The 21,663-nt window shown below is 70.7% G+C and carries 26 protein-coding genes and 1 pseudogene; 16 read left to right on the top strand and 11 right to left on the bottom strand.

The annotated features are described in order from the left end of the window. Positions 1-11 precede the first annotated feature (11 nt). The 7 genes from OO68_RS16410 (at position 12) to OO68_RS16380 (ending at position 4,165) form a co-directional block, all read left to right on the top strand. A complete protein-coding gene (locus tag OO68_RS16410) occupies positions 12-962 on the top strand; it encodes a type II secretion system F family protein (RefSeq protein ID WP_033309132.1) in 951 nt (316 codons plus the stop codon). Further along, positions 962-1,885 carry a type II secretion system F family protein gene (locus OO68_RS16405; RefSeq protein ID WP_033309076.1) on the top strand — a complete coding sequence of 308 codons (924 nt, stop codon included), beginning with the start codon at positions 962-964 and terminating at the stop codon, positions 1,883-1,885. The genes OO68_RS16410 and OO68_RS16405 overlap by 1 nt, the downstream gene beginning before the upstream one ends. A gap of 88 nt (positions 1,886-1,973) precedes the next feature. Continuing rightward, positions 1,974-2,225, top strand: coding sequence for a hypothetical protein (locus OO68_RS16400; protein ID WP_031107180.1), 252 nt, complete (start codon positions 1,974-1,976; stop codon positions 2,223-2,225). 47 nt (positions 2,226-2,272) lie between these two features. Continuing rightward, the gene (locus tag OO68_RS16395) at positions 2,273-2,734 is read left to right on the top strand and encodes a TadE family protein (RefSeq protein WP_033309075.1); all 462 of its coding nucleotides are present in this window, start codon (positions 2,273-2,275) and stop codon (positions 2,732-2,734) included. Continuing rightward, positions 2,735-3,163: a TadE/TadG family type IV pilus assembly protein gene (locus OO68_RS16390; RefSeq protein ID WP_033309074.1), complete on the top strand. Its 429-nt coding sequence runs from the start codon at positions 2,735-2,737 to the stop codon at positions 3,161-3,163. Then, on the top strand, positions 3,160-3,630 hold the full coding sequence (locus OO68_RS16385) for a pilus assembly protein TadG-related protein (RefSeq protein ID WP_033309073.1): 471 nt from the start codon (positions 3,160-3,162) through the stop codon (positions 3,628-3,630). The genes OO68_RS16390 and OO68_RS16385 overlap by 4 nt, the downstream gene beginning before the upstream one ends. A 304-nt stretch (positions 3,631-3,934) precedes the next feature. After that, positions 3,935-4,165: a hypothetical protein gene (locus OO68_RS16380; RefSeq protein ID WP_033309072.1), complete on the top strand. Its 231-nt coding sequence runs from the start codon at positions 3,935-3,937 to the stop codon at positions 4,163-4,165. A gap of 71 nt (positions 4,166-4,236) precedes the next feature. Here OO68_RS16380 and OO68_RS16375 read toward each other — a convergent pair whose 3' ends face one another. The 7 genes from OO68_RS16375 to OO68_RS16345 all read right to left on the bottom strand — a co-directional run bounded on the left by OO68_RS16375 (position 4,237) and on the right by OO68_RS16345 (position 9,015). Then, complete coding sequence (locus tag OO68_RS16375) at positions 4,237-4,599, bottom strand: hypothetical protein (protein WP_033309071.1); 363 nt, start codon at positions 4,597-4,599, stop codon at positions 4,237-4,239. A 26-nt stretch (positions 4,600-4,625) separates the two neighbouring features. Then, a complete protein-coding gene (locus OO68_RS16370; RefSeq protein WP_033309070.1) occupies positions 4,626-5,231 on the bottom strand; it encodes a hypothetical protein in 606 nt (201 codons plus the stop codon). 32 nt (positions 5,232-5,263) lie between these two features. Next, positions 5,264-5,656, bottom strand: coding sequence for a hypothetical protein (locus OO68_RS47675; protein ID WP_245236998.1), 393 nt, complete (start codon positions 5,654-5,656; stop codon positions 5,264-5,266). Positions 5,657-5,822: 166 nt separating this feature from the next. Next, positions 5,823-6,479 carry a putative T7SS-secreted protein gene (locus OO68_RS16360; RefSeq protein ID WP_245236995.1) on the bottom strand — a complete coding sequence of 219 codons (657 nt, stop codon included), beginning with the start codon at positions 6,477-6,479 and terminating at the stop codon, positions 5,823-5,825. A gap of 102 nt (positions 6,480-6,581) precedes the next feature. Continuing rightward, positions 6,582-7,277, bottom strand: coding sequence for a hypothetical protein (locus tag OO68_RS16355; protein WP_051814669.1), 696 nt, complete (start codon positions 7,275-7,277; stop codon positions 6,582-6,584). A gap of 35 nt (positions 7,278-7,312) precedes the next feature. After that, positions 7,313-8,323, bottom strand: coding sequence for a hypothetical protein (locus OO68_RS16350; protein WP_245236993.1), 1,011 nt, complete (start codon positions 8,321-8,323; stop codon positions 7,313-7,315). A 44-nt stretch (positions 8,324-8,367) separates the two neighbouring features. Next, the gene (locus OO68_RS16345; RefSeq protein WP_051814668.1) at positions 8,368-9,015 is read right to left on the bottom strand and encodes a hypothetical protein; all 648 of its coding nucleotides are present in this window, start codon (positions 9,013-9,015) and stop codon (positions 8,368-8,370) included. A gap of 420 nt (positions 9,016-9,435) precedes the next feature. Between OO68_RS16345 and OO68_RS16340 the strand changes: the two genes are divergently transcribed. From OO68_RS16340 to OO68_RS16320, 5 genes are all read left to right on the top strand, one after another. After that, positions 9,436-12,321: a BTAD domain-containing putative transcriptional regulator gene (locus tag OO68_RS16340; protein WP_033309069.1), complete on the top strand. Its 2,886-nt coding sequence runs from the start codon at positions 9,436-9,438 to the stop codon at positions 12,319-12,321. After that, the gene (locus OO68_RS16335; RefSeq protein WP_033309068.1) at positions 12,318-13,046 is read left to right on the top strand and encodes a prepilin peptidase; all 729 of its coding nucleotides are present in this window, start codon (positions 12,318-12,320) and stop codon (positions 13,044-13,046) included. Before OO68_RS16340 ends, OO68_RS16335 begins: the two co-directional genes overlap by 4 nt. A gap of 25 nt (positions 13,047-13,071) precedes the next feature. Continuing rightward, positions 13,072-14,070 (top strand): CPBP family intramembrane glutamic endopeptidase, encoded by a 999-nt coding sequence (locus OO68_RS16330; RefSeq protein ID WP_078625332.1) that lies wholly within the window; start codon positions 13,072-13,074, stop codon positions 14,068-14,070. Between the two features lie 70 nt (positions 14,071-14,140). Next, entirely contained in the window at positions 14,141-15,340 is a 1,200-nt protein-coding gene (mqnC, locus tag OO68_RS16325; RefSeq protein ID WP_033309067.1) for a cyclic dehypoxanthinyl futalosine synthase, read from the top strand. 7 nt (positions 15,341-15,347) lie between these two features. Next, positions 15,348-16,010: an imidazolonepropionase-like domain-containing protein gene (locus OO68_RS16320; protein ID WP_033309066.1), complete on the top strand. Its 663-nt coding sequence runs from the start codon at positions 15,348-15,350 to the stop codon at positions 16,008-16,010. A 10-nt stretch (positions 16,011-16,020) separates the two neighbouring features. On the opposite strand, the gene OO68_RS16315 is transcribed toward OO68_RS16320, so the two are convergent. After that, on the bottom strand, positions 16,021-17,034 hold the full coding sequence (locus tag OO68_RS16315) for a chitinase (protein WP_033309065.1): 1,014 nt from the start codon (positions 17,032-17,034) through the stop codon (positions 16,021-16,023). Positions 17,035-17,255: 221 nt separating this feature from the next. Between OO68_RS16315 and OO68_RS42300 the strand changes: the two genes are divergently transcribed. The 3 genes and pseudogenes from OO68_RS42300 to OO68_RS16305 all read left to right on the top strand — a co-directional run bounded on the left by OO68_RS42300 (position 17,256) and on the right by OO68_RS16305 (position 18,491). Next, positions 17,256-17,561, top strand: coding sequence for a hypothetical protein (locus OO68_RS42300; RefSeq protein WP_329503598.1), 306 nt, complete (start codon positions 17,256-17,258; stop codon positions 17,559-17,561). 46 nt (positions 17,562-17,607) lie between these two features. Further along, positions 17,608-17,799 (top strand): annotated as a pseudogene (locus tag OO68_RS45480) (hypothetical protein); the annotation flags it as partial. Then, entirely contained in the window at positions 17,796-18,491 is a 696-nt protein-coding gene (locus OO68_RS16305; protein ID WP_033309064.1) for a demethylmenaquinone methyltransferase, read from the top strand. The pseudogene OO68_RS45480 and the gene OO68_RS16305, both read left to right, overlap by 4 nt. Here the strand turns inward: OO68_RS16305 and OO68_RS16300 are convergent. Together OO68_RS16300 and OO68_RS16295 are read right to left on the bottom strand one after the other, a co-directional pair. Next, positions 18,478-18,789: a PASTA domain-containing protein gene (locus OO68_RS16300; RefSeq protein ID WP_033309063.1), complete on the bottom strand. Its 312-nt coding sequence runs from the start codon at positions 18,787-18,789 to the stop codon at positions 18,478-18,480. The genes OO68_RS16305 and OO68_RS16300 overlap by 14 nt on opposite strands. Before the next feature lie 110 nt (positions 18,790-18,899). Next, complete coding sequence (locus OO68_RS16295; RefSeq protein WP_033309062.1) at positions 18,900-19,424, bottom strand: GNAT family N-acetyltransferase; 525 nt, start codon at positions 19,422-19,424, stop codon at positions 18,900-18,902. A gap of 100 nt (positions 19,425-19,524) precedes the next feature. Here OO68_RS16295 and OO68_RS16290 point away from each other — a divergent pair, with 100 nt between their 5' ends. Beyond that, the gene (locus OO68_RS16290; protein ID WP_033309061.1) at positions 19,525-20,817 is read left to right on the top strand and encodes a geranylgeranyl reductase family protein; all 1,293 of its coding nucleotides are present in this window, start codon (positions 19,525-19,527) and stop codon (positions 20,815-20,817) included. On the opposite strand, the gene def is transcribed toward OO68_RS16290, so the two are convergent. Then, positions 20,818-21,336 carry a peptide deformylase gene (def, locus tag OO68_RS16285; protein ID WP_439332894.1) on the bottom strand — a complete coding sequence of 173 codons (519 nt, stop codon included), beginning with the start codon at positions 21,334-21,336 and terminating at the stop codon, positions 20,818-20,820. Positions 21,337-21,663: the final 327 nt, after the last annotated feature.

Below are 21,663 nucleotides of genomic sequence, written 5' to 3'. Positions count from 1 at the left end.
CGCTCGGCTCCATGGGCGGCCTGTTCTCCACCACCGTCCTGTACTCGATAGGGAGCGGCGTCGCCGTCGGCGGTGGCCTCGCCCTCCTCCTCATCGCCGTCCGCGGGCTGCCCGCCAAGCCCGACCACGAGAAGCAGAAGGCCGCCGAGCGGGCGGGCGAACTGCTCCGCTTCGCCGGGCAGCGTGGCTCACTCGCCGCCATCGTGGGCCTGGTCGTCCTCGTCCTCACCCGCTGGGCCGTCGCGGGCATCGCGGCCGGCGTCCTCGTCTTCTTCTGGGACCGCCTGTTCGGCGGCGCCAGTGAGGAGCGGGCGGCCATGCGCCGCGTGGAGGCCCTCGCCTCCTGGACGGAGTCGCTGCGCGACACCATCGCCGGCGCCGTGGGCCTGGAGCAGGCCATCCCGGCCTCCGCCCGTGCCGCGGCCCCCGTCCTGCGCCCCCACCTCGACGCCCTCGTCGACCGGTTGCGCGCCCGCACTCCGCTGCCCGAGGCGCTCCAGCAGCTCGCCGACGAGATCGACGACGCCTCCGCCGACATCATCGTCGCGGCCCTCATCCTCAACGCGCGGCTGCGCGGCCCGGGTCTGCGCCAAGTCCTCGGCGCCCTGGCCAAGTCGGCCCGCGAGGAGGTCGACATGCGCCAGCGGGTCATGGCCCAGCGCGCCTCGACCCGCAGGTCGGTGCAGATCGTCGTCGCGGTCTCCATCGCCTTCGTCCTCGGCCTGTCGATCTTCAACCGCGACTTCGTGGAGCCGTACGGAACGGCCGTCGGCCAGCTCGTCCTGGCCTGTGTCTGCGGCCTGTTCGCGCTCGGCTTCTGGTGGCTGCGCAAGCTGTCCACCATCGAGACGCCCGAGCGCTTCCTGGTCCGCGACGAGGCCTCCGTCCAGTTCGTCCGCCCGAGGACACCGTCGCACGCGCAGTCCCAGCAGCGGCTGCCGCAGGAAGAGGGGGCGCGCTGATGGATCTCACGATGCCGCTCGTCGTCGGCGCCGTCATCGGCCTGGGCATCTACGCCCTCGTCCGCGCCCTCATGCCCAGCAAGCGCAGCGCGATCTCCCAGGTCGCGCGGATCGACGCGATGCGCGCCCGCGGCTCGGCCTACGAGTCGGCCCGCGTCGAGCGGGAGAAGGGCCGCCTGGGCGCGCTCCGGGCCGAAGTGGGCCTGCGCGTCTCGGAGTTCTACCTCCAGCAGGGCTGGGAGCAGCGCTCGCTGCGCGCGGACCTCGCGGTACTGGACCGCAGCTGGGAGAAGTTCCTGGCGACGAAGGTGCTGCTGGGCGTGGCCGGTCTGTTCTTCGGTCCGTTCCTGTTCGCCATCGTCTACACGCTGGGCTTCGGCAGGAGCCCGATCATCCCGGTCTGGCTGGCCCTGCTCTTCGCGGTCGTCTTCTTCTTCCTGCCCGACCTGGAGGTACGGCGGGACGCCGCCGAGAAGCGGCGCGACCTGCGGCGGGTGATCGGCGCCTACCTCGACCTGGTGTCGATGAGCCTCGCCGGCGGACGCGGTCTGCCCGAGGCCCTGATGGCGGCTGCCGAGGTGTCCGACGGCTGGGCCAACCAGCGCATCCGCAACGCCCTGTCCGACGCCCGCATCACCGGCGTCAGCCAGTGGCAGGCGCTCGGCGCGCTCGGCGAGGAGATCGGCGTGGAGGAGCTCAAGGACCTCTCCGCTTCCCTGGCCCTGGTCGCGGACGACGGTGCCAAGGTCCGCGAGTCCCTCGCCTCCCGCGCCGAGACCATGCGGCACCGCGAACTCGCCGAGATCGAGGGCAGTGCGGGCGAGAAGTCCCAGTCGATGCTCGTCGCCCAGCTGCTGCTGTGCGCCGGGTTCCTGGTGTTCCTGATCTTTCCGGCGGCGATGCGGGTGTTCCAGGTGCAGTGAGCCGTGCATGAGCCTTGCGGTGAGCTCGCAGTGAGCGACCTTCACAACTCCAGAACTCCGTGACCTGATTTCGAAAGGACAAGACGTCATGAACGGACGCACCTTCCACACCGGCATCCCCGCCGTGGACTTCCTCGTCACCTTCCTCCAGGCCCGCACCGAGCGGGCCCGCTCCGGCGAGCTGGACCGCGGTGCCTCCGCGGTCGAGTGGGTCATCATCTCCGCGGTCGTCGTGGCGATCGTCGGTGTCGTGGCCGCCATCATCAACGCCGCGCTGAGCGAGGGTGCCAACAAGGTCGGCGACTGCATCAAGGGCGCGGACGCGGGCAAGACCTGCTGATCGCCCTCGGGAGCGTCGGAAGCATCAGGAGCAACGGGGTTCACGGGATGCCGGCAGATGTGGGCAGACGGGCACGCCGCTGGGTGCGGGCCGCACGGGAACGTGCGGCCGCCCGCGGCGACTCAGGCATGACCGCGATCGAGTTCGTGCTGCTCACCCCGGTCCTGTTCTTCATGATCTTCGCGACGGTGCAGTTCGCCCTGTACTTCTTCGCGGACCACGTCGCCCAGGCGGCGGCCCAGGCCGGAGCCCGCAAGGCCCGGGCCACGGCCGACGAACAGCCGGGTGCGTGGCGGGGCGAGGCGCGGGACGTGGTGGACAGCTACATCCGCCAGCTCGGCCCTCAACTCGTCCTGTCCCCGGACGTGACGATGGTGCAGCCGGAGCAGAACACGGTGGGCGTGGAGATCGCGGCGAGGGTCCCGACGGTGTTTCCCGGACTGGACCTGACGGTGCACGCGCAGTCGGTGGGGCCGGTGGAGCGGTTCGTCCAGGAAGAGGGCAACTGAATGTCCTTCCCCTCCTTCCTCAGGGGCCGCCGGTCCGCGGACGACAGTGGCCTGTCCACCGTCGAGGTCGTGATCCTCGCGCCGGTGATGATCCTGTTCATCCTGGTCCTGGTGGCCTTCGGCCAGCTGGTGGACGGCCGCGGGGCGCTCGACGGCGCGGCCCGGGACGCGGCCCGCGCGGGTTCGATCCAGAAGGACCACGCGACGGCCATGGCCGAGGCGAAGAAGGCCGCGGAGGCGAACCTCGCGGACGTCTGCTCGGGCCCGGTGTCCGTCACGCAGACCAGCCAGGGCTTCGAACCGGACACCATCTTCACCGTCGAGGTGAGCTGCCAGGTGCGGGGCCTCGCCATGCTCGGCCTCGACGTCCCGACGACCCTGTCGTCGAGCTTCAGCTCCCCCCTCGACCCGTTCCGGAGGTCGGCGTGAGACACCTTCGGTCTTCCCGGCCGTCCTGGTGGGCGGCCCGTGGCGCACGTCTGGACGACCGTGGCTCCGGCGCGGGAGCGGTCATCATCTTCACCCTCGTCTTCCTCTCCCTCTCGGCGTTCGTCATCGACGGCGGCCTGTCCATCTCCAAGCGGGAGCGCGCCGCCGACATCGCCGAACAGGCGGCCCGTTACGCCGCCCAGGACATCGACCGCGACGCCCTCTACGAGAACGAGGGCGGCCCCGCGCCGATCAACTTCGAGAACTGCAACGCCCGCGTGAAGGCCTTCGCCCGCGAGATGGACATGACGGGCGCGGACATCGGCGCGACCCACTGCGTGGCGGCGAACGCCGAGCAGGTCGAGGTGGAGGTACAGCTGACGTACTCCCCGGTCTTCACGGGGATGTTCTACGGCGGCGATGTGGTGGTCCACGGGCAGGCGGTCGCGCAGAACGAGGTCGGCTGAGCCGATCCGGAACATTCGGCGAATCTGCACACCGTTCACCGTGAGGTCGTGGCGGAGTGGGACAGAAGCCGAGGCCGGCTCGTTTCCCGCCCCGCGGAACGCATTTCCGTACCGCGAAGTGGCAGGAATGTGAAGACGACGAGGTCCCGGGTGATCAAAAGGTCACACCCGTGAATATGCGCCCGGAAAACCACTCCTGTCCATATCCACGGACTGGGCATTGACTGGCCGCCCCTTCTTCTGGCGTGCTTTGATCAGTCGCGCCCGAGCACTTCGAATTATTGAACGAAGGGAACCGCCCTCCATGGCCTTCACCCCGCAGATCCAGACCGCCCAGATGTCCGACGCCGAGCTGGACACCATCGCCGGCGGCCAGGCGGGCGGTGCTGCCGCGGGTGCCGGCGCCGCAGCCGGTCTCTACGTCGAGACCACGGCCGCCGGCCTCACCGCCGGCGTCGGCGGCGGCGTGGGCCTTGCCGTCTCGCCGCAGGGCATCGCGGCGGACCTGCACCTCAACGCGGCCGTCGCTCACTGACGATCGCATGAAGAAGGCCCCGGGGCTTGCGCCTCGGGGCTCTTTTTCGCGTCCGTCTCTCGGACAGGGGGCTACTTTCCCCCGCCGTCTCCCTTACTGCCCTTACCACCCTTACCGCCCCGCTTGTCCTCGGTCTTCATGGCGTCGTTCACCTTCTTGGCGAGTTCGTCGTCCAGCTTCTTGAACTCTCGCACGACGGCATCGGACATACTCGCCAGCGCATCCAACTGCTGCGTGATGTCCTCGCGCCCGTCTTCCCAGTTGGACTCGAAATCGTCGAGCGCGTCATTGACACTGCCGTCGCCGATGGCGTCCTTGTACGACGCGAAGAGCTTCTTGGTGTGATTCAGACGGGTCTTGATGGACCGCAGCCGGCGCCCGTAGCTCTCCAGCTCGGTCAGCGGGAGCGCGAGGTCGCTCTTGCCCTTGGCCATGTTGATTCCCCCAGCAGGTCGGACGGTCAGACGAAGCGGAAGGTACTCGTCACAGCGTCGAAGATGTCATGGAAGGCGTCGGCCAGGTCCAGGACGGGGCTGGCCCCGGAGACGAGTACGACCTTGTCGGTGGCTCCCGGCAGGGGGACGTACGTCTGTGTCAGCACCATCCGCAGGGTTCGAGCGTCGCCCTCGGCGACGGGCACGTCCTCCACCCCGTACGTGCGCGCGGCCGGCCCCACTTCCGGAATCTCGACAGTCGTCACCTTGCGCCAGGCGTCACCCTCGCGGCGGGGCGTGATGGAGCGCAGGGTCTCGGCGATGGCGCGGGGGTCTGTGGACAGTGCCACGCCCTGCTTGTTCCTCGCTCCGAGGACGGAGACGGTCACCGTAGCGGAGAGGGGGATGCCGTCGAAGTTCTCCGCCATGCAACCCATGTACAGCGCACCGGACTCGTGCGCGTCCTTGGCCATCTTGCGGAGCATGGTGGTCACGTCGGCGCGATAGGGCGCCAGCTCGGGCGTCTCCCGCACCCGCTCGTCGACGAGAGCGCGGATGGTGGCCTCACGACCTTCCGGGCGGATGTCGAACTCCCACCAGGATTCGGGAACCGCCAGCGAAAAACTGGGCATCGATGCAACCTGTCTCTTCCGGTCCACTTCAGTCACATGTTGATTCCGAGGTCGTTTTTGGCGATGTCGACCAGCCTGCTCTCGCTCACTACTGGAGCCTTGTATTTTAGGGTCCGGATGTGCTCGACGAATTCGTTGGGCAGAGCGACGTGATACGTGGCCACGTAATACGTGAGATCCTCGCGCCAGAGCCAAGTGCCGTCCGTGTACAGTGATCCGATGCCGGTCATTTCGGGTGCGTAAGGATCCAGAACGTCCGGGCCGGCACTCATTTCACTCCAGATCCCTGTGCCGCTTCTGAGGTAATCGAGGATGTTCTTCTCGTCCGGCTCGCCCAAGGGCCTGACCGCATTCCTGATCGAACCGGTCTCCGCAAGTCCCCAGCCGGGAGAGAGCTCAGAGAAAAACCCTACGGGGCGAATCATCGCAACTCCTTCTGGTGCCGCCGTCTTCAGGCCATGGGAAGAAAGGTGAGCCACACTCCCTCGTCCCTGATGTGCGGTGTGAAGGGGCCCTCGCCGAAGCTGGGCACACCGACTGCGTTGGTGGGAGCCTTGACGGGGACCCCTAGGGAGTTCGCCATGTCTTGGATCACGTGCGGCTGCGCGGCTCCGGAGCCGTGCGCCCGGCGGCCTCCTCGCGCATCAGCTTCGCCTGGCCCGCGAGCCTCTTCGCCGCATCGAGGGCGTTCTGCGCGGTCTGCACCTCGCGTTCGGCCGCGTCCTGGCGAGCCTTGGCGTGCTGCGCGTTACGGGTGGCCCGGCGGACCTCGGACTCGTCCGGCTTCGGGACGTCCTTGCCGCCGTTCTTCGAAGGGTCGTAGGAGTCGCTCTTCTCGGTCGCCGTCCGGACCCAGTCGCTGGCACCGGACAGGGCCGTCTGCGCCGTGGTGAGTTCCGCGCGCGCCTTCCGGCCGTCCCGCAGTGCCTTGTCGGCCTTGTCCTGCGCGGCCTCCAGGTCCGGCCAGAAGGAAGAGAGGGCTTCACCGGCCAGGTCGTACGACTTCTTCAGCTTCCGCAGCTTCTTGGGTGCGTCCGCGAACTCCTCGGCGAACACATCTGCCGTCTTGCCCGCCCAGGAGAGGATCTCGTCCTCCTTGGCGATGCCCTTCAGATCGCGCAGAGCGTCAGCGACGTCGTCGGCGAAGTCGTGCAACGTGCCCGCGAGTTTGCGGATGCGCTGGGGATCACCGGGGGTCGGGTCACCGTCCAGGTCGAGTATGTGCCAGTCCGTCGGCCTGTTCGACACGTGTTTCCCCCCGTGACAGCTGCAACCTCTGCTTGAGAGCGTGTCGAAGTTATCGCACGTCACGAGGCCGGCGTGAGGGGAGCCGGAGGGGAGCGCACTTGCTCAGGCAGGGTGACGATGTGCAGGGGCCCCCTGACCCAGCAGAGCGACCATCCTCTGGGCGCCGTCGGGTGAACTCGTCAGCCGTACCCACGAACCGTCCCGGAAGTAGACCTTGAAGTCCGACTCGTCCCAGCTGAACCGCTTGATCTCCGCGCCGACGATTTCACTCCGCGGCAGCGTCCAGAGGAGAGCCTCGGATCCCGGGGCCTTCCCGCCGCCACCCCAGGAGAGATGCCGGCTGCCCCGCGCCGTGTCCTCGTACGACCAGATGCGCACCAGCCCGTCCTGCTCTGCGAGTTCGATCTCGGTCACGGTGCGCCAGGATCGCCGGGAGGGGTCGAGCTGCCACGGCAGCGTACGGGCCGTCTCGCCTTCACCCGCCCACATGACGGGGAAGTCGTCGACCTCGTTCGCACGATCCTCCAGCTTCCCCCGCTTCTCCGGCGAGACGGGGCTGCCGAGGGCGTCGGCGAGGATGTAGAGGGGCAGCAGCAGGAGGCGGGTGACGACGGTCAGCGTGTACCGGCCGAGCCTGCCGAGGAACCCTCGGACTTTGAAGGGCGGTCGGGCCGGCCAGCCGGGCAGGTCCCGCTCGATGTCGTTGCGTTCGAGGTCGCGGAAGGAGCGCCGCTTCTCCACGGAGGCGGCGGTGCCGCTCGCGAACTCGACCCGGTGACGCCGGGGTTCCTCGATCATGCCCTTCCTTCGCCGTCACGCGCCGCTGAGTCCGCTCAGCGGTTGATCGACTGGATCTCCTGGACGTTCATGTCCTGGGTGGTCTCGAAGGTGCCGTCGGGCAGGTCGCCCGCGGAGCCGTCGGAGCCCTCCCAGGTGATCTTCCAGGTGACGCTGGCCGAGAGCTGGTACGGGGTGCCGTCGGTCGCGCGGAGGTAGCGGATGCCGCACGGCGGCGTCCTGTCGGCGGCGCCCTTGGTGTAGGGAGTGCCGATGGAGCCGTCATCGTTGATCGCGCAGTCGCCGGAGGCGGGGAAGACCTCGGCGTCCTCGGTGCCCGGGTCCAGGTGCAGGGCGACCGGCTTGGCGGTGGTCTCCGCCCACAGGCCCGTACCGGGGAGTTCCGCCCGGACCTTGACGTCCTTGAACGTGCCCTTGTCCAGCCAGACCCATGTCGGCAGGTTCACCGTCGACTGGGCCGCCGGCTTCAACTCCACCTCGGTCTCGGGAACCTTGACCTTGTCGTAGGCGTAGTCGGCGAGGACCTCCGGGGTGGGGGCGTTCGGCACGTCAGGAATCTCGCCCGCGTCCTGCCAGAACATCAGCCGGCTGCACAGGGTCGTGTCGTCGAGCTCGGTCACGTTCGGTGCGACACCGCGCCAGAAGTAGCCCTTCTTGCCGAGGTTGTAGTTCTTGTACCCCTTCACGGTCGCCGGTTTCGTGAAGATGGTGGTGGCGTCCTTCTCGTCCCTGAAGTGGTCGGTCCAGAGTTCCGATCCGTACCAGCCGTCGCGCAGACCGGCGTCGCCGCTGCCGTCGTTCTCCGAAAAGTTCTTCAGCTGCTCAGGGGTGAAGACCGGTTCGTACCAGCACGGCGGCGGCTTCCAGTTCACGTCCGTTGACGTGACGGTGCCCTGCTTGCCGCCCGTGGGGCCGCTCGTCTGGGTGACCTTGATGCGGGAGTGTGAGGCGGATGCGGAGAGTTCACCGCTGTCGTTGGCGCCACCTCGCACATCGCTGCCGGGGCCTCCGAATGCGCCCGCCGACGACGAACTCAGTAGTGTCACGACCAGGGACGTGATGATCAGGGGTATCGCTCGGTGCGACGCCTTCACCGGGAGCACTTCCCTCGCTCACCGCGCACCGACGAGTTCTGCCACACGCCCTGCTCGTTCTTCGTCAGGGAGAGCGAGTAGAGAACGTAGGGGTTCGTGCCCGCCGGGTTGCCCTCGACCTTGCCGGTCTTGCGATGCCTGGTCTTCGCCTCGGTCTCGTCCGTGCAGTAAGTCAGCGCCGCCCCCTTGCCGTTCTTGGCCAGGATGACCTTGGGGTTGAATGCGGGCAGCTTGCCGATGACGGTGTAACCCTTGTCCGTGTAGGACTTGATCCACTGCTTGGTCTGTCCGCGGACGCCTTCGGTGTCGTAGAAGGCGACGGCTTCACTGTCGGGATCGTTCGCGATGACCGCCGCGTACCCGGCTCGAAGCTCCTCCTTGCCGTCGTTCAGCACCGCCTGCTCGACCGGATCGCTGCTCGTCCAGTTCTCGAACGTCAGCTGGAAGCTGCTGGGGAGCTTGATCACCGGGCGTTTGACGACGGCCGCCGAGGCCGACGGCGATGCCGACGGGCTGCCCGAGCTGTTGCCCGCGCCCTTGATGTCGTCCGACGACGCGTCGTCGCCTCCGCCACAGGCGGTCAGAAGCAGCGCTGCCGCCGTGGCGAACGCGGCGGCAGTCGTGGTCAGTGCGCGGCGGGCCACTGTTGGTTCCCCCGTAGTTTCGGTGTACGCGACAGGGAACGAAGCTATCAGGGGAGGGTGAAGGGGCCTTGATAGGCAGTGGTTGATTGCGTGGGGATAGTGAAAGCCCTGCGTGGCACATGCGAAGATGACGTGCCCGGTTGCCCGGTCCCGGAGTGAACTCCCGTGACGGCAGGGGCAAAACGGACTTCGGTGGGGATCCGTCGATCCGCCCTTCGACGCCCTCCGTAAGAGTCCATAAGATCTCTGTAGGCTCAGCACACCCCTCACCCGAGCTCGGCCTCACCCCACTCCACACACGACCCCAGGACACCCGCCATGCCGCGACGCCGCACCTCAAGCTCGTCAAGCTCGACGGGAAGTACGTCGGGAAGTACGACGGGGACCACGGCCGCCCCGCGGAACCGGACCCCGCAGCCCGTGCGGATCCGGCGGCGGTCGTTCGGGGACTTCGTCAAGGCGTTCTTCGCCCTCGTCGCCCTGGCCGTGCTGCTCGTCGGCGTGCCGGGCGCGCTGGCCACGCAGATCGGGTGGCCGCTGCCCGACGGGGTGCCGAGTCTCGACTGGCTCCAGCAAGAGATCACCGTTCACACCTTCCTGAACATCCTCACCGTCATCGTGTGGCTGGCGTGGGCGCAGTTCACGGCGTGCGTGCTCGTGGAGATGAAGGCCGCGCTGTCGGGTGTCGGCGTGCCGGGGCGGGTGCCCGGCGCCGGGCCGAGCCAGTTGCTCGCGCGGCAGCTCGTCGCCGCGCTGCTCCTCGTCGGCGCAACCGCCGCCAGCTTCACGCCCGGGCTGTCGCAGCTCGGGACGGGTTACGACGCCAACCAGAAGCCGACCGTCGCGGCTGCCCAGGCCACCCCGGGCCTCTTCGCCCAGCAGCAGGAGCAGGCCTCCGGCGCCGCGGCCGCGCTCGCGGAGCAGGCCTCGCACGCCGCAGCCCACGCCGACGCCGGCGGCAGCACCGCCCAGCAGGGCGACACGAAGTTCTACCGGATCCAGCCGCCCGAGGGGCGTCACCACGACTCCCTGTGGGAGATAGCCCAACGGCACCTCGGTGACGGGCGTCGCTACAAGGAGATCTTCGAGCTCAACAAGGACCGCGTGCAGCCGGACGGGTCCAGGCTCTCCGAGGCCAGTCTCATCCGGCCCGGCTGGATCATGGAGATGCCCGGCGACGCCCGCGGCGGCGACCTCGTCGAGATGCCCGACGAGGCGCCCAACGTGTCGCCCGACGTGCAGCAGCAGATCAGCGACTACGCCCGGACCGGCGACCATGCGCAAGGCGCAGGTGCCCAGGGCGGCGGACACGAGCACGCAGGCGGCGGCGCCACCCAGGTGTCCGTCCCCGAACAGCAGCGGCCCGCCCACGACACCGGTCACCAGCAGGCCACCGCCGTCGGCGCCGAGTCCGACAGCTCCTTCGGGCTGCCCGAAGCCCTCCTCACCGCGCCCCTCCTCGCCGCCGGTCTCCTCGGCGCCCTGGGGCGGCGGCGCCGGCAGGCGCTGTGGCAGTCGGCGTTCGGGTCCGTCGGCGGGCGGCGCGGCATGGAGCCGCCCACGCCGACCGGTGACGCGCAGGACGTGCAGGACGCGCTGCTCGTCGGTGCCGACCCCGAGGGTGTGCGGTTGCTCGACCGGTCGCTGCGCGGTCTCGCCGCCTCCCTCGCCGAGGAGTCGCGCGCGCTGCCGGTCGTCTACGCGGCCTGGCTCAGCAACGGCGACCTGCACCTCCAGCTCGCCCAGCCCGCCGGGAAGCCCCCGGCCCCCTGGCAGCAGGGCCAGGACCAGACCTTCTGGATGCTGGCCCGGACCGACGCCGAGCGCTACGAGGACGTCGACACGGCCGCGCCCTACCCGGGCCTGGTCAGCCTCGGCACCATGGACGACTCGCGGCTGCTGCTCAACCTGGAGGCCGTGCCCGGCATCGTCTCGCTGAGCGGCCGGGAGGCCGACCGGGCCGCCGTGTTCGCCTCCGTCGCCGCCGAGTTGGCGACCAACGGCTGGTCCGACCGCATGACCATCACGCTCGTCGGCTTCGGCGAGGACCTCACCCCGCTCGCCCCGAACCGCATCCGGCACCTGGAGGACGTCGAGGCGCTCGTCGAGACCATGGAGGCCGAGACGCGGCAGCGACGCGGGGCGCTCGGTGCCGCCGGGCACGACTCCGTCCTCACCGGGCGCACCGGGCCCGCCCAGCACACCCGTTGGGCCCCGCACCTGGTCCTGCTCGCCGCGCAGCCGTCCGCGGAGGACGCCGTCAGGCTCGCCGAACTCGCCGCCGACGCCGGCCGCCTGGGCATCGGCTACCTCGTCGGCACCGAGACCGGCGATCTGCCGGGCGCCGCCTGGGAGATGGAGATCACCGGCCAGGGCAAGCTGCTCGCGCCGCTCCTCGGACTCGAACTCGACGCGCAGCTGCTGCCGGCCGCCCAGCAGCGGGCCGTGGTCGAGCTGTTCGTCGAGGCCGACCCGGAGCGCGAGACCGACGGGCCCGCCTCCACCCCGCCGTTCCTCGTCGACATCAGCGAGCAGGGCCGTCCGGCCGTGTACGCCCGGCTCGTCGGGCCGTACGAGGTCATCGGCCTGGACAACCCGGACGGGGAGCGCAGCGCGCTCCTGCACGAGGCGCTCGCCCTGCTGCTCCTGCACCGCGAGGGCGTGCACCCGCGCGTGCTGTCCTCGGCGCTGTGGCCGCGCGGCGTCACCGACGACGTGCGCGGCGCGCTGCTCGACCGGCTGCACGACTGGCTCGGCGCAGACCCCGACGGCACGCCCCGCCTGACCACCGACGGCTCCGGCCGGCTCACGCTCGCCAAGACGGTCGTCTCCGACCTGGACGTGCTGCGGTCCCTGTACCACGAGGCCACGCAGGGCAAGGGCGTCGACAGCCGGGCCGTGCGCGGGCGGCTGCTCACCGACGCGCTGGTGCTGGTGCGCGGGCCGCTGCTCGCCGACCGGCCCGAGGGGCGTTACCGGTGGCTCACGCACGAGATCGTGGACGCCCAACTGCCGCTGCTCGTCGCGGACACGGGGCTCGCGCTGTGCGCGTTCCACCTGGAGAAGAACCGCGCGGAGAAGGCCATCGAGGCGCTCAACGCGGCCCTGCGCACCGCTCCGGCCGACGAGCGGCTGTGGCACGAGCTGCTGCGCGCCACCCACGCCACCGGCGATCCGGACCGGCTGACCGCCCTCGCCACCGACCTCATCGGCCGCAGCGGGGCCCGTGGGCTGCCGCCGCGCACCGAGGCACTGCTCGACGAGCTGCTGCCGACGTGGCGTGACGCGATCGCCGCGGCGGGATGACCACCGGGCTGCTGGTCCTCGCCGCCGCGCTGTGGGGTGCGGCGGCGGGAGCGCTGCTGCCGCGGGCGGCCTACCGGTTCTCGGCGCCCTCGGGGGAGGTGTGGCGGGAGGAGTGCCCCGGCGGGCACACCGTCAGGGGCTGGCTGGGGCGGGCGGCGTGCCCCGAGTGTGCGGAGCCCGCTTACGGGCCGCGTACGACGCCGCTGCTGATCGCCACCGCCCTGGTCTGCGCCGTCCTCGCCGCCGCGACCGGCACCCGCCCCGAACTCGGGGTCTGGCTGCTGCTCGCCCCGGTCGGCGTGCTGCTGACGGTCGTCGACTTCCGCGTCCGGCGCCTGCCCGACCCGCTCACCCTGCCCTTCGCCGCCGCGGCCCTGGTCCTGCTGGGCCTCACCGCCCTCGTCCCCGAACACGCCGGCCACTGGACCACCGCCCTGCTCGCCTCCCTCGCCCTGGGCGGCGGCTACTTCGTCCTGTTCCTCGTCAACCCCGCGGGCATGGGCTTCGGCGACGTCAAACTCGCCCTCGGCGTGGGGGCCGCCCTCGGCTGGTACGGCTGGCCGACGGTCATGCTCGGCACCTTCGCCGGCTTCCTCCTGGGCGCCCTGTACGGCGCGGCCCTCGTCATCACCCGCCGGGCCACCCGTAAAACAGCCATACCGTTCGGCCCGTTCCTGATCACGGGGGCGTTGCTGGGGCTTCTGGTGGGTTCCTACACGGCCTGATCCAGAGCCCTGCATGCTTGTGATCATGACAAACGTGCCTCCGTACCCGACCGCTCCTACCGCGTTCCCGACGGCCCCACCCCCCGACCCCGCCGGCCACGCCTACCACCGCCTGGACCGGGCCACCGGGCGGCACAGCTGGTGGCGGCCGGTGGTCGGCACGGTGTTGCTGAGCCTCGCCTACGTCGTCCTCATGCTCCTGCTGCTGGCCATCACCTGGGGTCTGGGAACGGCGCTCGGCGCGCCGGAACTGCCGGACGGGGGCGTCGACTTGGGGCCGCTCGGGAACACGGCGATGGACCTCGTGTCCATCGCGATAGCCCTGCCCCTGGTGCTGCTGGCCACGCTGTGGCCGGCGAGACGGCCCGTCGGAACCGTCACGTCGGTCACCGGGCGGCTGCGGATCGGCTGGCTCGGGCGGTGTCTGCTGGCCGGCCTGCTGCCCATCCTCCTGCTCACGGTGACGTCCTTCCTCCTGCCGGACGACTCGGGCGACACCGGCGCCTGGGTGGGCTGGGATTCCTTCCTCACGGCCCTGGCCGTGCTGGCCGTCCTCGTCCCGTTGCAGGCCGCGGCCGAGGAATACGTCTTCCGCGGCTGGCTGCTCCAGGCGGCCGGGGCGTTCGTGCGCTCCCCGTGGTTCGCCGTGATCCCGCAGGCCGTGCTGTTCGCCGCGGCGCACGGCTGGGGCACCCAGTGGGGCTTCCTCGGCCTGCTGGTGAACGGCCTGGTGGCGGGACTGCTCACGATCCGCACCGGCGGACTGGAAGCGGCGATCGCCCTGCACGTCCTGAACAACCTGCTGGCCTTCGGCGCCTCCGCAGCGGTCGTCGACGGACTGTCGTCGGACGAGACCGCGGCCGACGCGCCCTGGTCGCTGGCCCTCACCGCCATCGTCACCGATCTGCTCTACGCCGCGATCGTGCTGTGGTTCGTCCGGCGCCACAGGCCGCAGCGCCTCTCGGCGCCGAGCACCCCGCCCACCCCGCCCGCCCCCTACGCCCATCCCGCCCGCACGGCCTGACGTCCGGCCCGGAGAACCGCTGGCGTACGCTGGGCTGGTCCGTCCACAACCCTTACGAAAGGGACGCCCGGTGACCGAGAAGGCCGACCTTCAGCCCATCCTCGACCGTGCAGCCGCCGGTGGGCGGATCACCCCGGACGAGGCACTCGTGCTGTACCGGGACGCCCCGCTGCACGCGCTGGGCGCCGCCGCCGACGCCGTACGCCGCCGCCGCTACGCCGGGACCGAGCACATCGCGACGTACATCATCGAGCGCAACATCAACTACACGAACGTGTGCGTCACGGCGTGCAAGTTCTGCGCGTTCTACGCCCCGCCGAAGGCCAAGGACAAGGGCTGGACGCGCGACCTGGACGACATCCTGCGCCGGTGCGCGGAGACCGTCGAGCTGGGCGGCACGCAGATCATGTTCCAGGGCGGGCACCACCCGGACTACGGCGTCGAGTACTACGAGAAGCACTTCGCCGCGATCAAGAAGGAGTTCCCGCAGCTGGTCATCCACAGCCTGGGGGCGTCCGAGGTCGAGCACATGGCCCGGATCTCCAAGGTGAGCGTCGAGGAAGCCATCCAGCGCATCCACGCCGCCGGCCTCGACTCCTTCGCCGGTGCCGGTGCCGAGCTGCTGCCCGAGCGGCCCCGCAAGGCCATCGCCCCGCTGAAGGAGTCCGGCGAGCGCTGGCTGGAGATCATGGAGATCGCGCACAATCTGGGCGTGGAGTCCACCTCCACGATGCTCATGGGCACCGGCGAGACCAACGCCGAGCGCATCGAGCACCTGCGGATGATCCGCGAGGTCCAGGACCGTACGGGCGGCTTCCGCGCCTTCATCCCGTACACCTACCAGCCCGAGAACAACCACCTGAAGGGCCGCACGCAGGCGACGCTCTTCGAGTACCTGCGGATGATCGCCATCGCGCGGCTGTTCATGGACAACATCGCCCACATCCAGGGCTCGTGGCTGACCACGGGCAAGGAGGTCGGGCAGCTCTCCCTGCACTACGGCGCCGATGACCTCGGCTCGATCATGCTGGAGGAGAACGTGGTGTCGTCGGCCGGCGCCAAGCACCGGTCCAACCGGATGGAGATCATCGATCTGATCCGGAAGGCGGGCCGGGTGCCCGCCCAGCGCGCGACCACGTACGAGCACCTCGTCGTCCACGACGACCCGGCGAACGACCCGGTCGACGACCGCGTCGTCTCGCACATCTCCTCGACGGCCATCGAGGGCGGCACGGCTCACCCCGAGCTGAAGCTGCTCGCGCCCAACTGACCCGGCCGTGCTGACGATCCACGCCGCCCCGCTGGTCCTCCCGGCGGGCGCGGACCCCGTCGTGGACGGCGCCGTCGTGGTGGACGGCGACCGGATCACGGCCGTGGGGCCCTACGACGAGGTCGCCGAGGACGCGCCCGGCGCGCGGGGGCGGCGCTGGCCCGGTGTGCTCACCCCGGGTCTGCGCCAGTGGCACCCGCTGTGGCTGCTGCGCCACTGCTATCACCCCGACCCGCGCGAAGCCGACGAGCTGGGCGAACAGCCCCTGTGGGGCGAGCGGCTGACCGCCCTGGGCGACCTCACCGAGAGCCGCTGGTCGGGCAGTGTGCGGCGCGGCGTGCAGCGGATGCTGCGGTACGGCACGACGGCGGTCGCCTCGCCCGGCGCCCGCTTCCGCGATCCGCTCGTGGCCACGGCCGTCGCCCGCTCCGGGCTGACCGTCGTGGGGACCACGGGCGCTCCCGGCACGCTGCTGGGCGAGCGGCCCGACCTCGACCCGTTCGCGGAGGGGTACGACCTCCCCGGCACGGTCCACGGCCCGCTGACCGTCGGCGGCCGGGCCGACCTGGCCGTGTTCGACGTGCCCGACGAGGCGGCCCTGCGCGAGCGCGGCGCGGCCACCTGTGTGGCGACCGTGCTGGCGGGCCGGCTGGTGTACCGGGCCCGCTGACCAGGGCCGGTCAGCCCGCGAAGGCCTTACCGAACGCCCCCGCTTCCTGCTGCACCCCGCTGCAGTCCGTCGCCGCCTGGGTCGGCTTCGAGTTGTCCGCGCACTGCCGGTCCCGGGCCGTCGACCACATCGACACCCAGGCGATGCCCTTCTCCTCGGCGAACGCCCGGACCTCGGCGGCGTCCGCGAGCGTGAACGTCTCGTTCGCGACGTCGTTGACGCCGATCATCGAGGTGAGCGCCATGCCCCGCCAGGCGTCCGGGTCCGAGGTGCCGAAGGTCTTCCTCAGCTGGGTGTGCGCGGCCTTGGCGGCCGTGAGGGCGTAACCGCCCATGTCACCGTCGTACGACGAGCCGTAGTTCATCGTCATGAGATTGACGGTGGAGACCTGTACGCCCTTGTCGTTGGCGGAGGCGAGGAGCGCCAGGCTGTCCTTGTCCAGCCCGGACGGCATCACCGGCAGGGTGAACGAGACCTCCAGGTCGGCCCGTTCCTCCTGCAACCGCGCGATCGCCTCCGAACGCAGCGCGATGGAGGCGGAGTCGGACAGCTCGTCGCCCTCGATGTCGAAGTCGGCCAGGGTGGTGCCGGCCGCGTCGAGGGCCTTGCCGTACGCCGTCGCCAGAGCCGCGGCGCTGTCGCAGTTCACCGCGAGCTCCTTGCCGGAGGCGCCGCCGAAGGAGACCCGGACCCGGGCGCCGTCCGCCGTGAGCTTCGCGATGCGGGAGGCGACCTTCGCGTCGCCGATGGCGTGCGTGCCGTTCCAGCGCGGGGTGCAGTCGTCACCGCCGGCGATGACGAACGCCAGGTTGTACGTCGTGGGGGAGCCGGCGGTGTCGGTGCCGGCGGCCTCGGTGGCGCTGAGGTACGGGGCGTACGAGGTGCCGGCCGCGGCCGTCGCCGTGGGGGACGCGGGGGCCTTCGAGGCCGGAGCGCCCGCGTCGCCTTGCCCGGAGCATGCGGCGGTGGCGAGGGCCAGCAGACAGCCCAGCCCGGCCGCCGCCGGTTTCCGGTAACTCCTCATGACGTGCGCTCCCGTTCTCGTGAGGTCAGGGTAGAACAGGAAGTACGTTTCCCGGCAGCAAACGTCTCACAGGGTCGGTCGCGTGCGGCGAGTTCCGCAGGCTTTCCGAGGAACTCTCAGAGGAAGGGCAGCTTCGCATTCCGAGCCTGCCATCGAAAGCCGCACCCCTGGTGGTCGCCGTCGCAAACGCGGCAACGGGTCCGCCCAAGGCCCCGTGTTCGTTGACAACTCCGGACGCCGCGCCCGGCTGCTGCGCCGGATCGGTCTCCTCCTGGGCCGTCTGCCTCGGGTACGCGGCCGTCCTGGGCGCGGCCTTCATGGGCTGGGGGACGTCCCTGACGCCGTGGCAGTTGCTGCCGTTCGCGGGTGCGGGGCCCGGCGGCGGTCGGCCGGAGGGGGTTCCGGCCGGTCCCGGCGCCCCGGGGGTCCGGCCCAGCGGCGCCCCGTCGGCCCCGGCCGGGGAAGCCGTGAGCGGCACCACCTCGTCACCGACGGCTTCCGTGTTCGCCTCCGCCGGCGCCAACTGACCGGGGCGCGCCATGAACACGACCACCCCCTCCCGACGACGGCCCCAATCCGACCTGGACGCCCCAGGTGCCGGTGATCCTGGAGAAGTACGACGTGCCCGCCACGTTCTTCCTGTTCGGCGTGGGCTGGGTGCTGATCGCGGTGTTCGTGCTGTTGTGCGGCTGGGTGGAGGACGTGGCGGCTCGCGAGCGGCCGCGGCTCCTGCCCGGAGGGGGTGCTGCAAGAATGGGCCCGTGACCCGCGCATCCCTGGACAAGCAGCCGCACGAAGTCGCCTCGATGTTCGACGACGTGGCGGAACGGTACGACCTGACCAACGACGTGCTGTCCCTCGGCCAGGACCGGCGATGGCGCAAGGAGGTCGCCAAGGCGGTCGACGCGCGCCCGGCGCAGAAGATCCTCGACCTGGCCGCGGGCACGGGCACCTCCTCGCTGCCCTTCGCGCAGACCGGCGCCTACGTCGTCCCGTGCGACTTCTCCCAGGGCATGCTCCAGGTCGGCAAGCAGCGCCGGCCCTGGCTGCCGTACACCGCCGGCGACGCGACGCGGCTGCCGTTCAAGGACGACACCTTCGACGCCGTCACCATCTCCTTCGGGCTGCGCAACGTGCAGGACACGGACGCGGCCCTGCGCGAGATGCTCCGGGTGGCCCGGCCGGGCGGGCGGATCGTGATCTGCGAGTTCTCGCACCCGACGTGGACGCCGCTGCGCACGGTCTACACCGAGTACCTGATGCGCGCCCTGCCGCCGGTCGCCCGGGCCGTGTCCTCCAGCCCCGACGCCTACGTCTACCTCGCCGAGTCCATCCGCGCCTGGCCCGACCAGCCCGCGCTGGCCGAGCGGCTGGGCAAGGCCGGCTGGTCCCGGGTGGCCTGGCGCAACCTGAGCGGCGGGATCGTCGCCCTGCACCGGGGCTTCAAGGCGAGCTGAGGACCATGTAGGGGTCGCCCGGCTCGTCCAGCTCGCGCTGGAGACCGCCCCGGGGCGGCCGCGGGATCCGCGGTTCGTGCACGCCCCCGCCGCCCTCACCGGGGCCGAAGTCGAACCACACGTAGACCATCGAGTCCCGCGGCACCTCGGCACCGGGCTGCGGGTACTGGCGTACGACGTAGTCGACGACGGCGCGAGCGAGTTCGGGCCGGTCCGGCGCGGTGAGGAGGAGGCCCTGCGCCCGGGCCGTCTCCCGTGCGTCCACGGCCATCAGGCCGACCAGACGCGGTACGCGCACTTCGGGTGTCTTGCGGGAAATGTGCACAGATGTCACCCCCAGCGGTACAGGAAGGGTAACTCCCGCCCCGCACCGACCGGAAGCGACAGATGTCTTTCTGTGACAGTCGACTACGCTGCGTCAGCGTCCCGGAGGTCGAGCCGGTAGCAGTGCCCCGTCCGCTGCGAAGCCGGAGTCGTGAACGTCTCGGCCAGGCGCATCCCGAGGCGCCGGGTCACCGCGATGGACCGGCTGTTACGGGCGTCGACCATCGCGACGACACCCGGCACGCCACTGGCCCGCATCCGCTCCAGCGTCTGCCGCGCGGCCGCGGTGACGTAGCCCTTGCCCCAGTGCTCGCGGCCGAGCCGCCAGCCGATCTCGATCTCCCCGGCCGGCCCCCAGGACCGCTCCCACGGCTGGGCGCCGGTGAACCCGATGACCTGCCCCGAACCGTCCAGCACGGTCCACAGGCAGAAGCCCAGTTCGGCGTCGTGCCGGCGCTGGCGGGCGGTGAGCTCCTCGTAGACCGAGAGCTCCGCGGCCCTGCCGCCCTGGAACTCCATGACGTCCGGGTCGTCGAAGATCCGGTGCCAGACGATCGCGTCCTCATGGGTGGGGACGCGCAGCCGCACGGCGGGGAGAACTCGATTCACGAAGGCAGCCCTTCAGCCGGGTGATGAATGCTGCTGCATAGACTGCCCATGTCCAGTGCCGGTCGGCACGCAAGATTGACGAACTTGGGGAGATCCCGCCGTGACCGTCGTGACCGAGCCCCTCTCCGAGAACACCGCCGATGTGATCGTCGTGGGCGCGGGGCCGGCCGGCTCCACCACCGCCTACCACCTCGCCAAGGCCGGACTCGACGTCCTCCTGCTGGAGAAGACCGAGTTCCCCCGCGAGAAGGTCTGCGGCGACGGCCTCACCCCCCGTGCCGTCAAGCAGCTCGTGGCGATGGGCATCGACATCTCCGAGGAGGCCGGCTGGCTGCGCAACAAGGGCCTGCGCATCATCGGCGGCGGCGTGCGGCTCCAGCTCGACTGGCCTGATCTCGCCTCCTTCCCCGACTACGGCCTCGTCCGCAAGCGCGACGACTTCGACGAGCAGCTCGCCCGGAACGCCCAGAAGGCCGGCGCCCGGCTCTTCGAGCGGTGCAACGTGGGCGCGCCGATCCTGGACGAGCGCACGGGCCGCATCACCGGGGTGCACGCCAGGCTCGGTGAGGAGAAGCGCGAGGTCACCTTCCGCGCGCCGCTCGTCGTGGCCGCCGACGGCAACTCCACGCGGCTGTCCCTGGCGATGGGCCTGCACCGCCGCGAGGACCGCCCGATGGGCGTGGCCGTGCGCACGTACTTCACCAGCCCGCGCCACGAGGACGACTACCTGGAGTCGTGGCTGGAGCTGTGGGACCGCCGCGGCGCCGAGGACCGACTGCTGCCCGGCTACGGCTGGATCTTCGGCATGGGCGACGGCACGTCGAACGTCGGCCTGGGCGTGCTCAACACCTCCGACTCCTTCAAGGAGCTGGACTGGCGCGAGGTGCTGAAGGCCTGGTGCGCGTCCATGCCGGAGGACTGGGGTTACACCCCGGACAACATGACCGGCCCGATCCGCGGCGCCGCCCTGCCGATGGCCTTCAACCGCCAGCCGCACTACACCAAGGGCCTGCTGCTCGTCGGTGACGCCGGCGGCCTGGTGAACCCCTTCAACGGCGAGGGCATCGCCTACGCCATGGAGTCCGGCCAGATCGCCGCCGACGTCATCGTGCAGGCCCACGCCCGGCCGACCCCCGCGAGCCGCGAACTGGCCCTCCAGCGCTACCCGCGCGTCCTGAAGGACACCTACGGCGGCTACTACACGCTCGGCCGCGCCTTCGTGAAGCTCATCGGCAACCCGAAGGTCATGCAGATCGCGGCCCAGCGCGGTCTCACGCATCCGATGCTGATGAAGTTCACCCTGAAGCTCCTCGCGAACCTCACCGACCCGACGGGCGGCGACGCGATGGACCGCATCATCAACGGGCTGAGCAGGGTGGCCCCGAAGGCCTGATCAGGCGTTCAACGCCGCAATGTCGGCGGCCCGGCGGGCGAGCACCTCGTCCCGCCGGTCCGCCGTCTGCCGCAGCGCGGCCTTCCGCTCCCGTGCGGAGAGCCGGTCCGGATAAAGCCGCCCGTCGCAGTGATCGGCCTCGTGCGCGAGGCAGCGGGCGAAGTAGCCGGTGCCCTCGATCACGAGCGGCTCGCCGTCCCGGTCGAAGCCGCGCACCACGGCCCGGTCCGGACGAGGCACGTGCAGGGTGGCGCCCGGCACGGAGAGGCAGCCCTCTGCGTCGTCGAGGAGCCTCCTGCGCGAGGCGTCGACCGGATCCAGGACCGGGTTGACGATGTGCCCGACGTGCCGCACCCCGTCGTCGTCCGGGCAGTCGTACACGAACACCCGCAGATCGACCCCGACCTGGTTCGCCGCGAGGCCGGCCCCGTCCGCGATGTACATGGTCAGGAACATGTCGGCGATGAGCGCGGCGAGGTCCGGGCCGAACTCGGTGACGTCCCGGCACGGCTTGTGCAGGACCTCCTCGCCGGCCTCGGTGATCCGCCGGACCCTGCCCTGCCGGGCTCGGGCGCGAGCCGCGGGCAGTACTCATCACAACAGAACACCCGGCCCGGTCCCAGGAGCAGTCCGGCCACGCGGGGTCGTCGGCGTCAACACCGCGCCAATCCGGGTAATTCGGGCGCATCGTGGGGAAGTGGCGGACGGGCAGAGGCAGGCCGGAGTGTCAGCTGGGCCGGGGAAGGGCTCTGAAGGCCCTTGGAGCGCCTCGGGGAGGGATCGAGGGGATTCGGGGCCTGCGCGACCCCGGACAGGCCGGGAGGGCCGTTGCCTCGTCGTGGCAGC

It is taken from the genome of Streptomyces iakyrus (assembly GCF_000717055.1).
Taxonomy (GTDB): Bacteria; Actinomycetota; Actinomycetes; order Streptomycetales; family Streptomycetaceae; genus Streptomyces; species Streptomyces iakyrus.
Note: the sequence above shows the minus strand (reverse complement) of the source record. Positions and strands in the feature narration are given on the sequence as shown.

What these genes read in the sequence shown, in the direction of transcription:
- OO68_RS16380 (WP_033309072.1), top strand. Translation starts at nt 3,935, where the DNA reads ATGGCCTTCACCCCGCAGATCCAGACCGCCCAGATGTCCGACGCCGAG.
- OO68_RS16405 (WP_033309076.1), top strand. Translation starts at nt 962, where the DNA reads ATGGATCTCACGATGCCGCTCGTCGTCGGCGCCGTCATCGGCCTGGGC.
- OO68_RS16400 (WP_031107180.1), top strand. Translation starts at nt 1,974, where the DNA reads ATGAACGGACGCACCTTCCACACCGGCATCCCCGCCGTGGACTTCCTC.
- OO68_RS16390 (WP_033309074.1), top strand. Translation starts at nt 2,735, where the DNA reads ATGTCCTTCCCCTCCTTCCTCAGGGGCCGCCGGTCCGCGGACGACAGT.
- OO68_RS16395 (WP_033309075.1), top strand. Translation starts at nt 2,273, where the DNA reads ATGCCGGCAGATGTGGGCAGACGGGCACGCCGCTGGGTGCGGGCCGCA.
- OO68_RS16370 (WP_033309070.1), bottom strand. Translation starts at nt 5,231, where the DNA reads ATGCCCAGTTTTTCGCTGGCGGTTCCCGAATCCTGGTGGGAGTTCGAC.
- OO68_RS16375 (WP_033309071.1), bottom strand. Translation starts at nt 4,599, where the DNA reads ATGGCCAAGGGCAAGAGCGACCTCGCGCTCCCGCTGACCGAGCTGGAG.
- OO68_RS16410 (WP_033309132.1), top strand. Translation starts at nt 12, where the DNA reads ATGGGCGGCCTGTTCTCCACCACCGTCCTGTACTCGATAGGGAGCGGC.
- OO68_RS16355 (WP_051814669.1), bottom strand. Translation starts at nt 7,277, where the DNA reads ATGATCGAGGAACCCCGGCGTCACCGGGTCGAGTTCGCGAGCGGCACC.
- OO68_RS16315 (WP_033309065.1), bottom strand. Translation starts at nt 17,034, where the DNA reads ATGAGGAGTTACCGGAAACCGGCGGCGGCCGGGCTGGGCTGTCTGCTG.
- OO68_RS16330 (WP_078625332.1), top strand. Translation starts at nt 13,072, where the DNA reads ATGACAAACGTGCCTCCGTACCCGACCGCTCCTACCGCGTTCCCGACG.
- OO68_RS47675 (WP_245236998.1), bottom strand. Translation starts at nt 5,656, where the DNA reads ATGATTCGCCCCGTAGGGTTTTTCTCTGAGCTCTCTCCCGGCTGGGGA.
- OO68_RS16335 (WP_033309068.1), top strand. Translation starts at nt 12,318, where the DNA reads ATGACCACCGGGCTGCTGGTCCTCGCCGCCGCGCTGTGGGGTGCGGCG.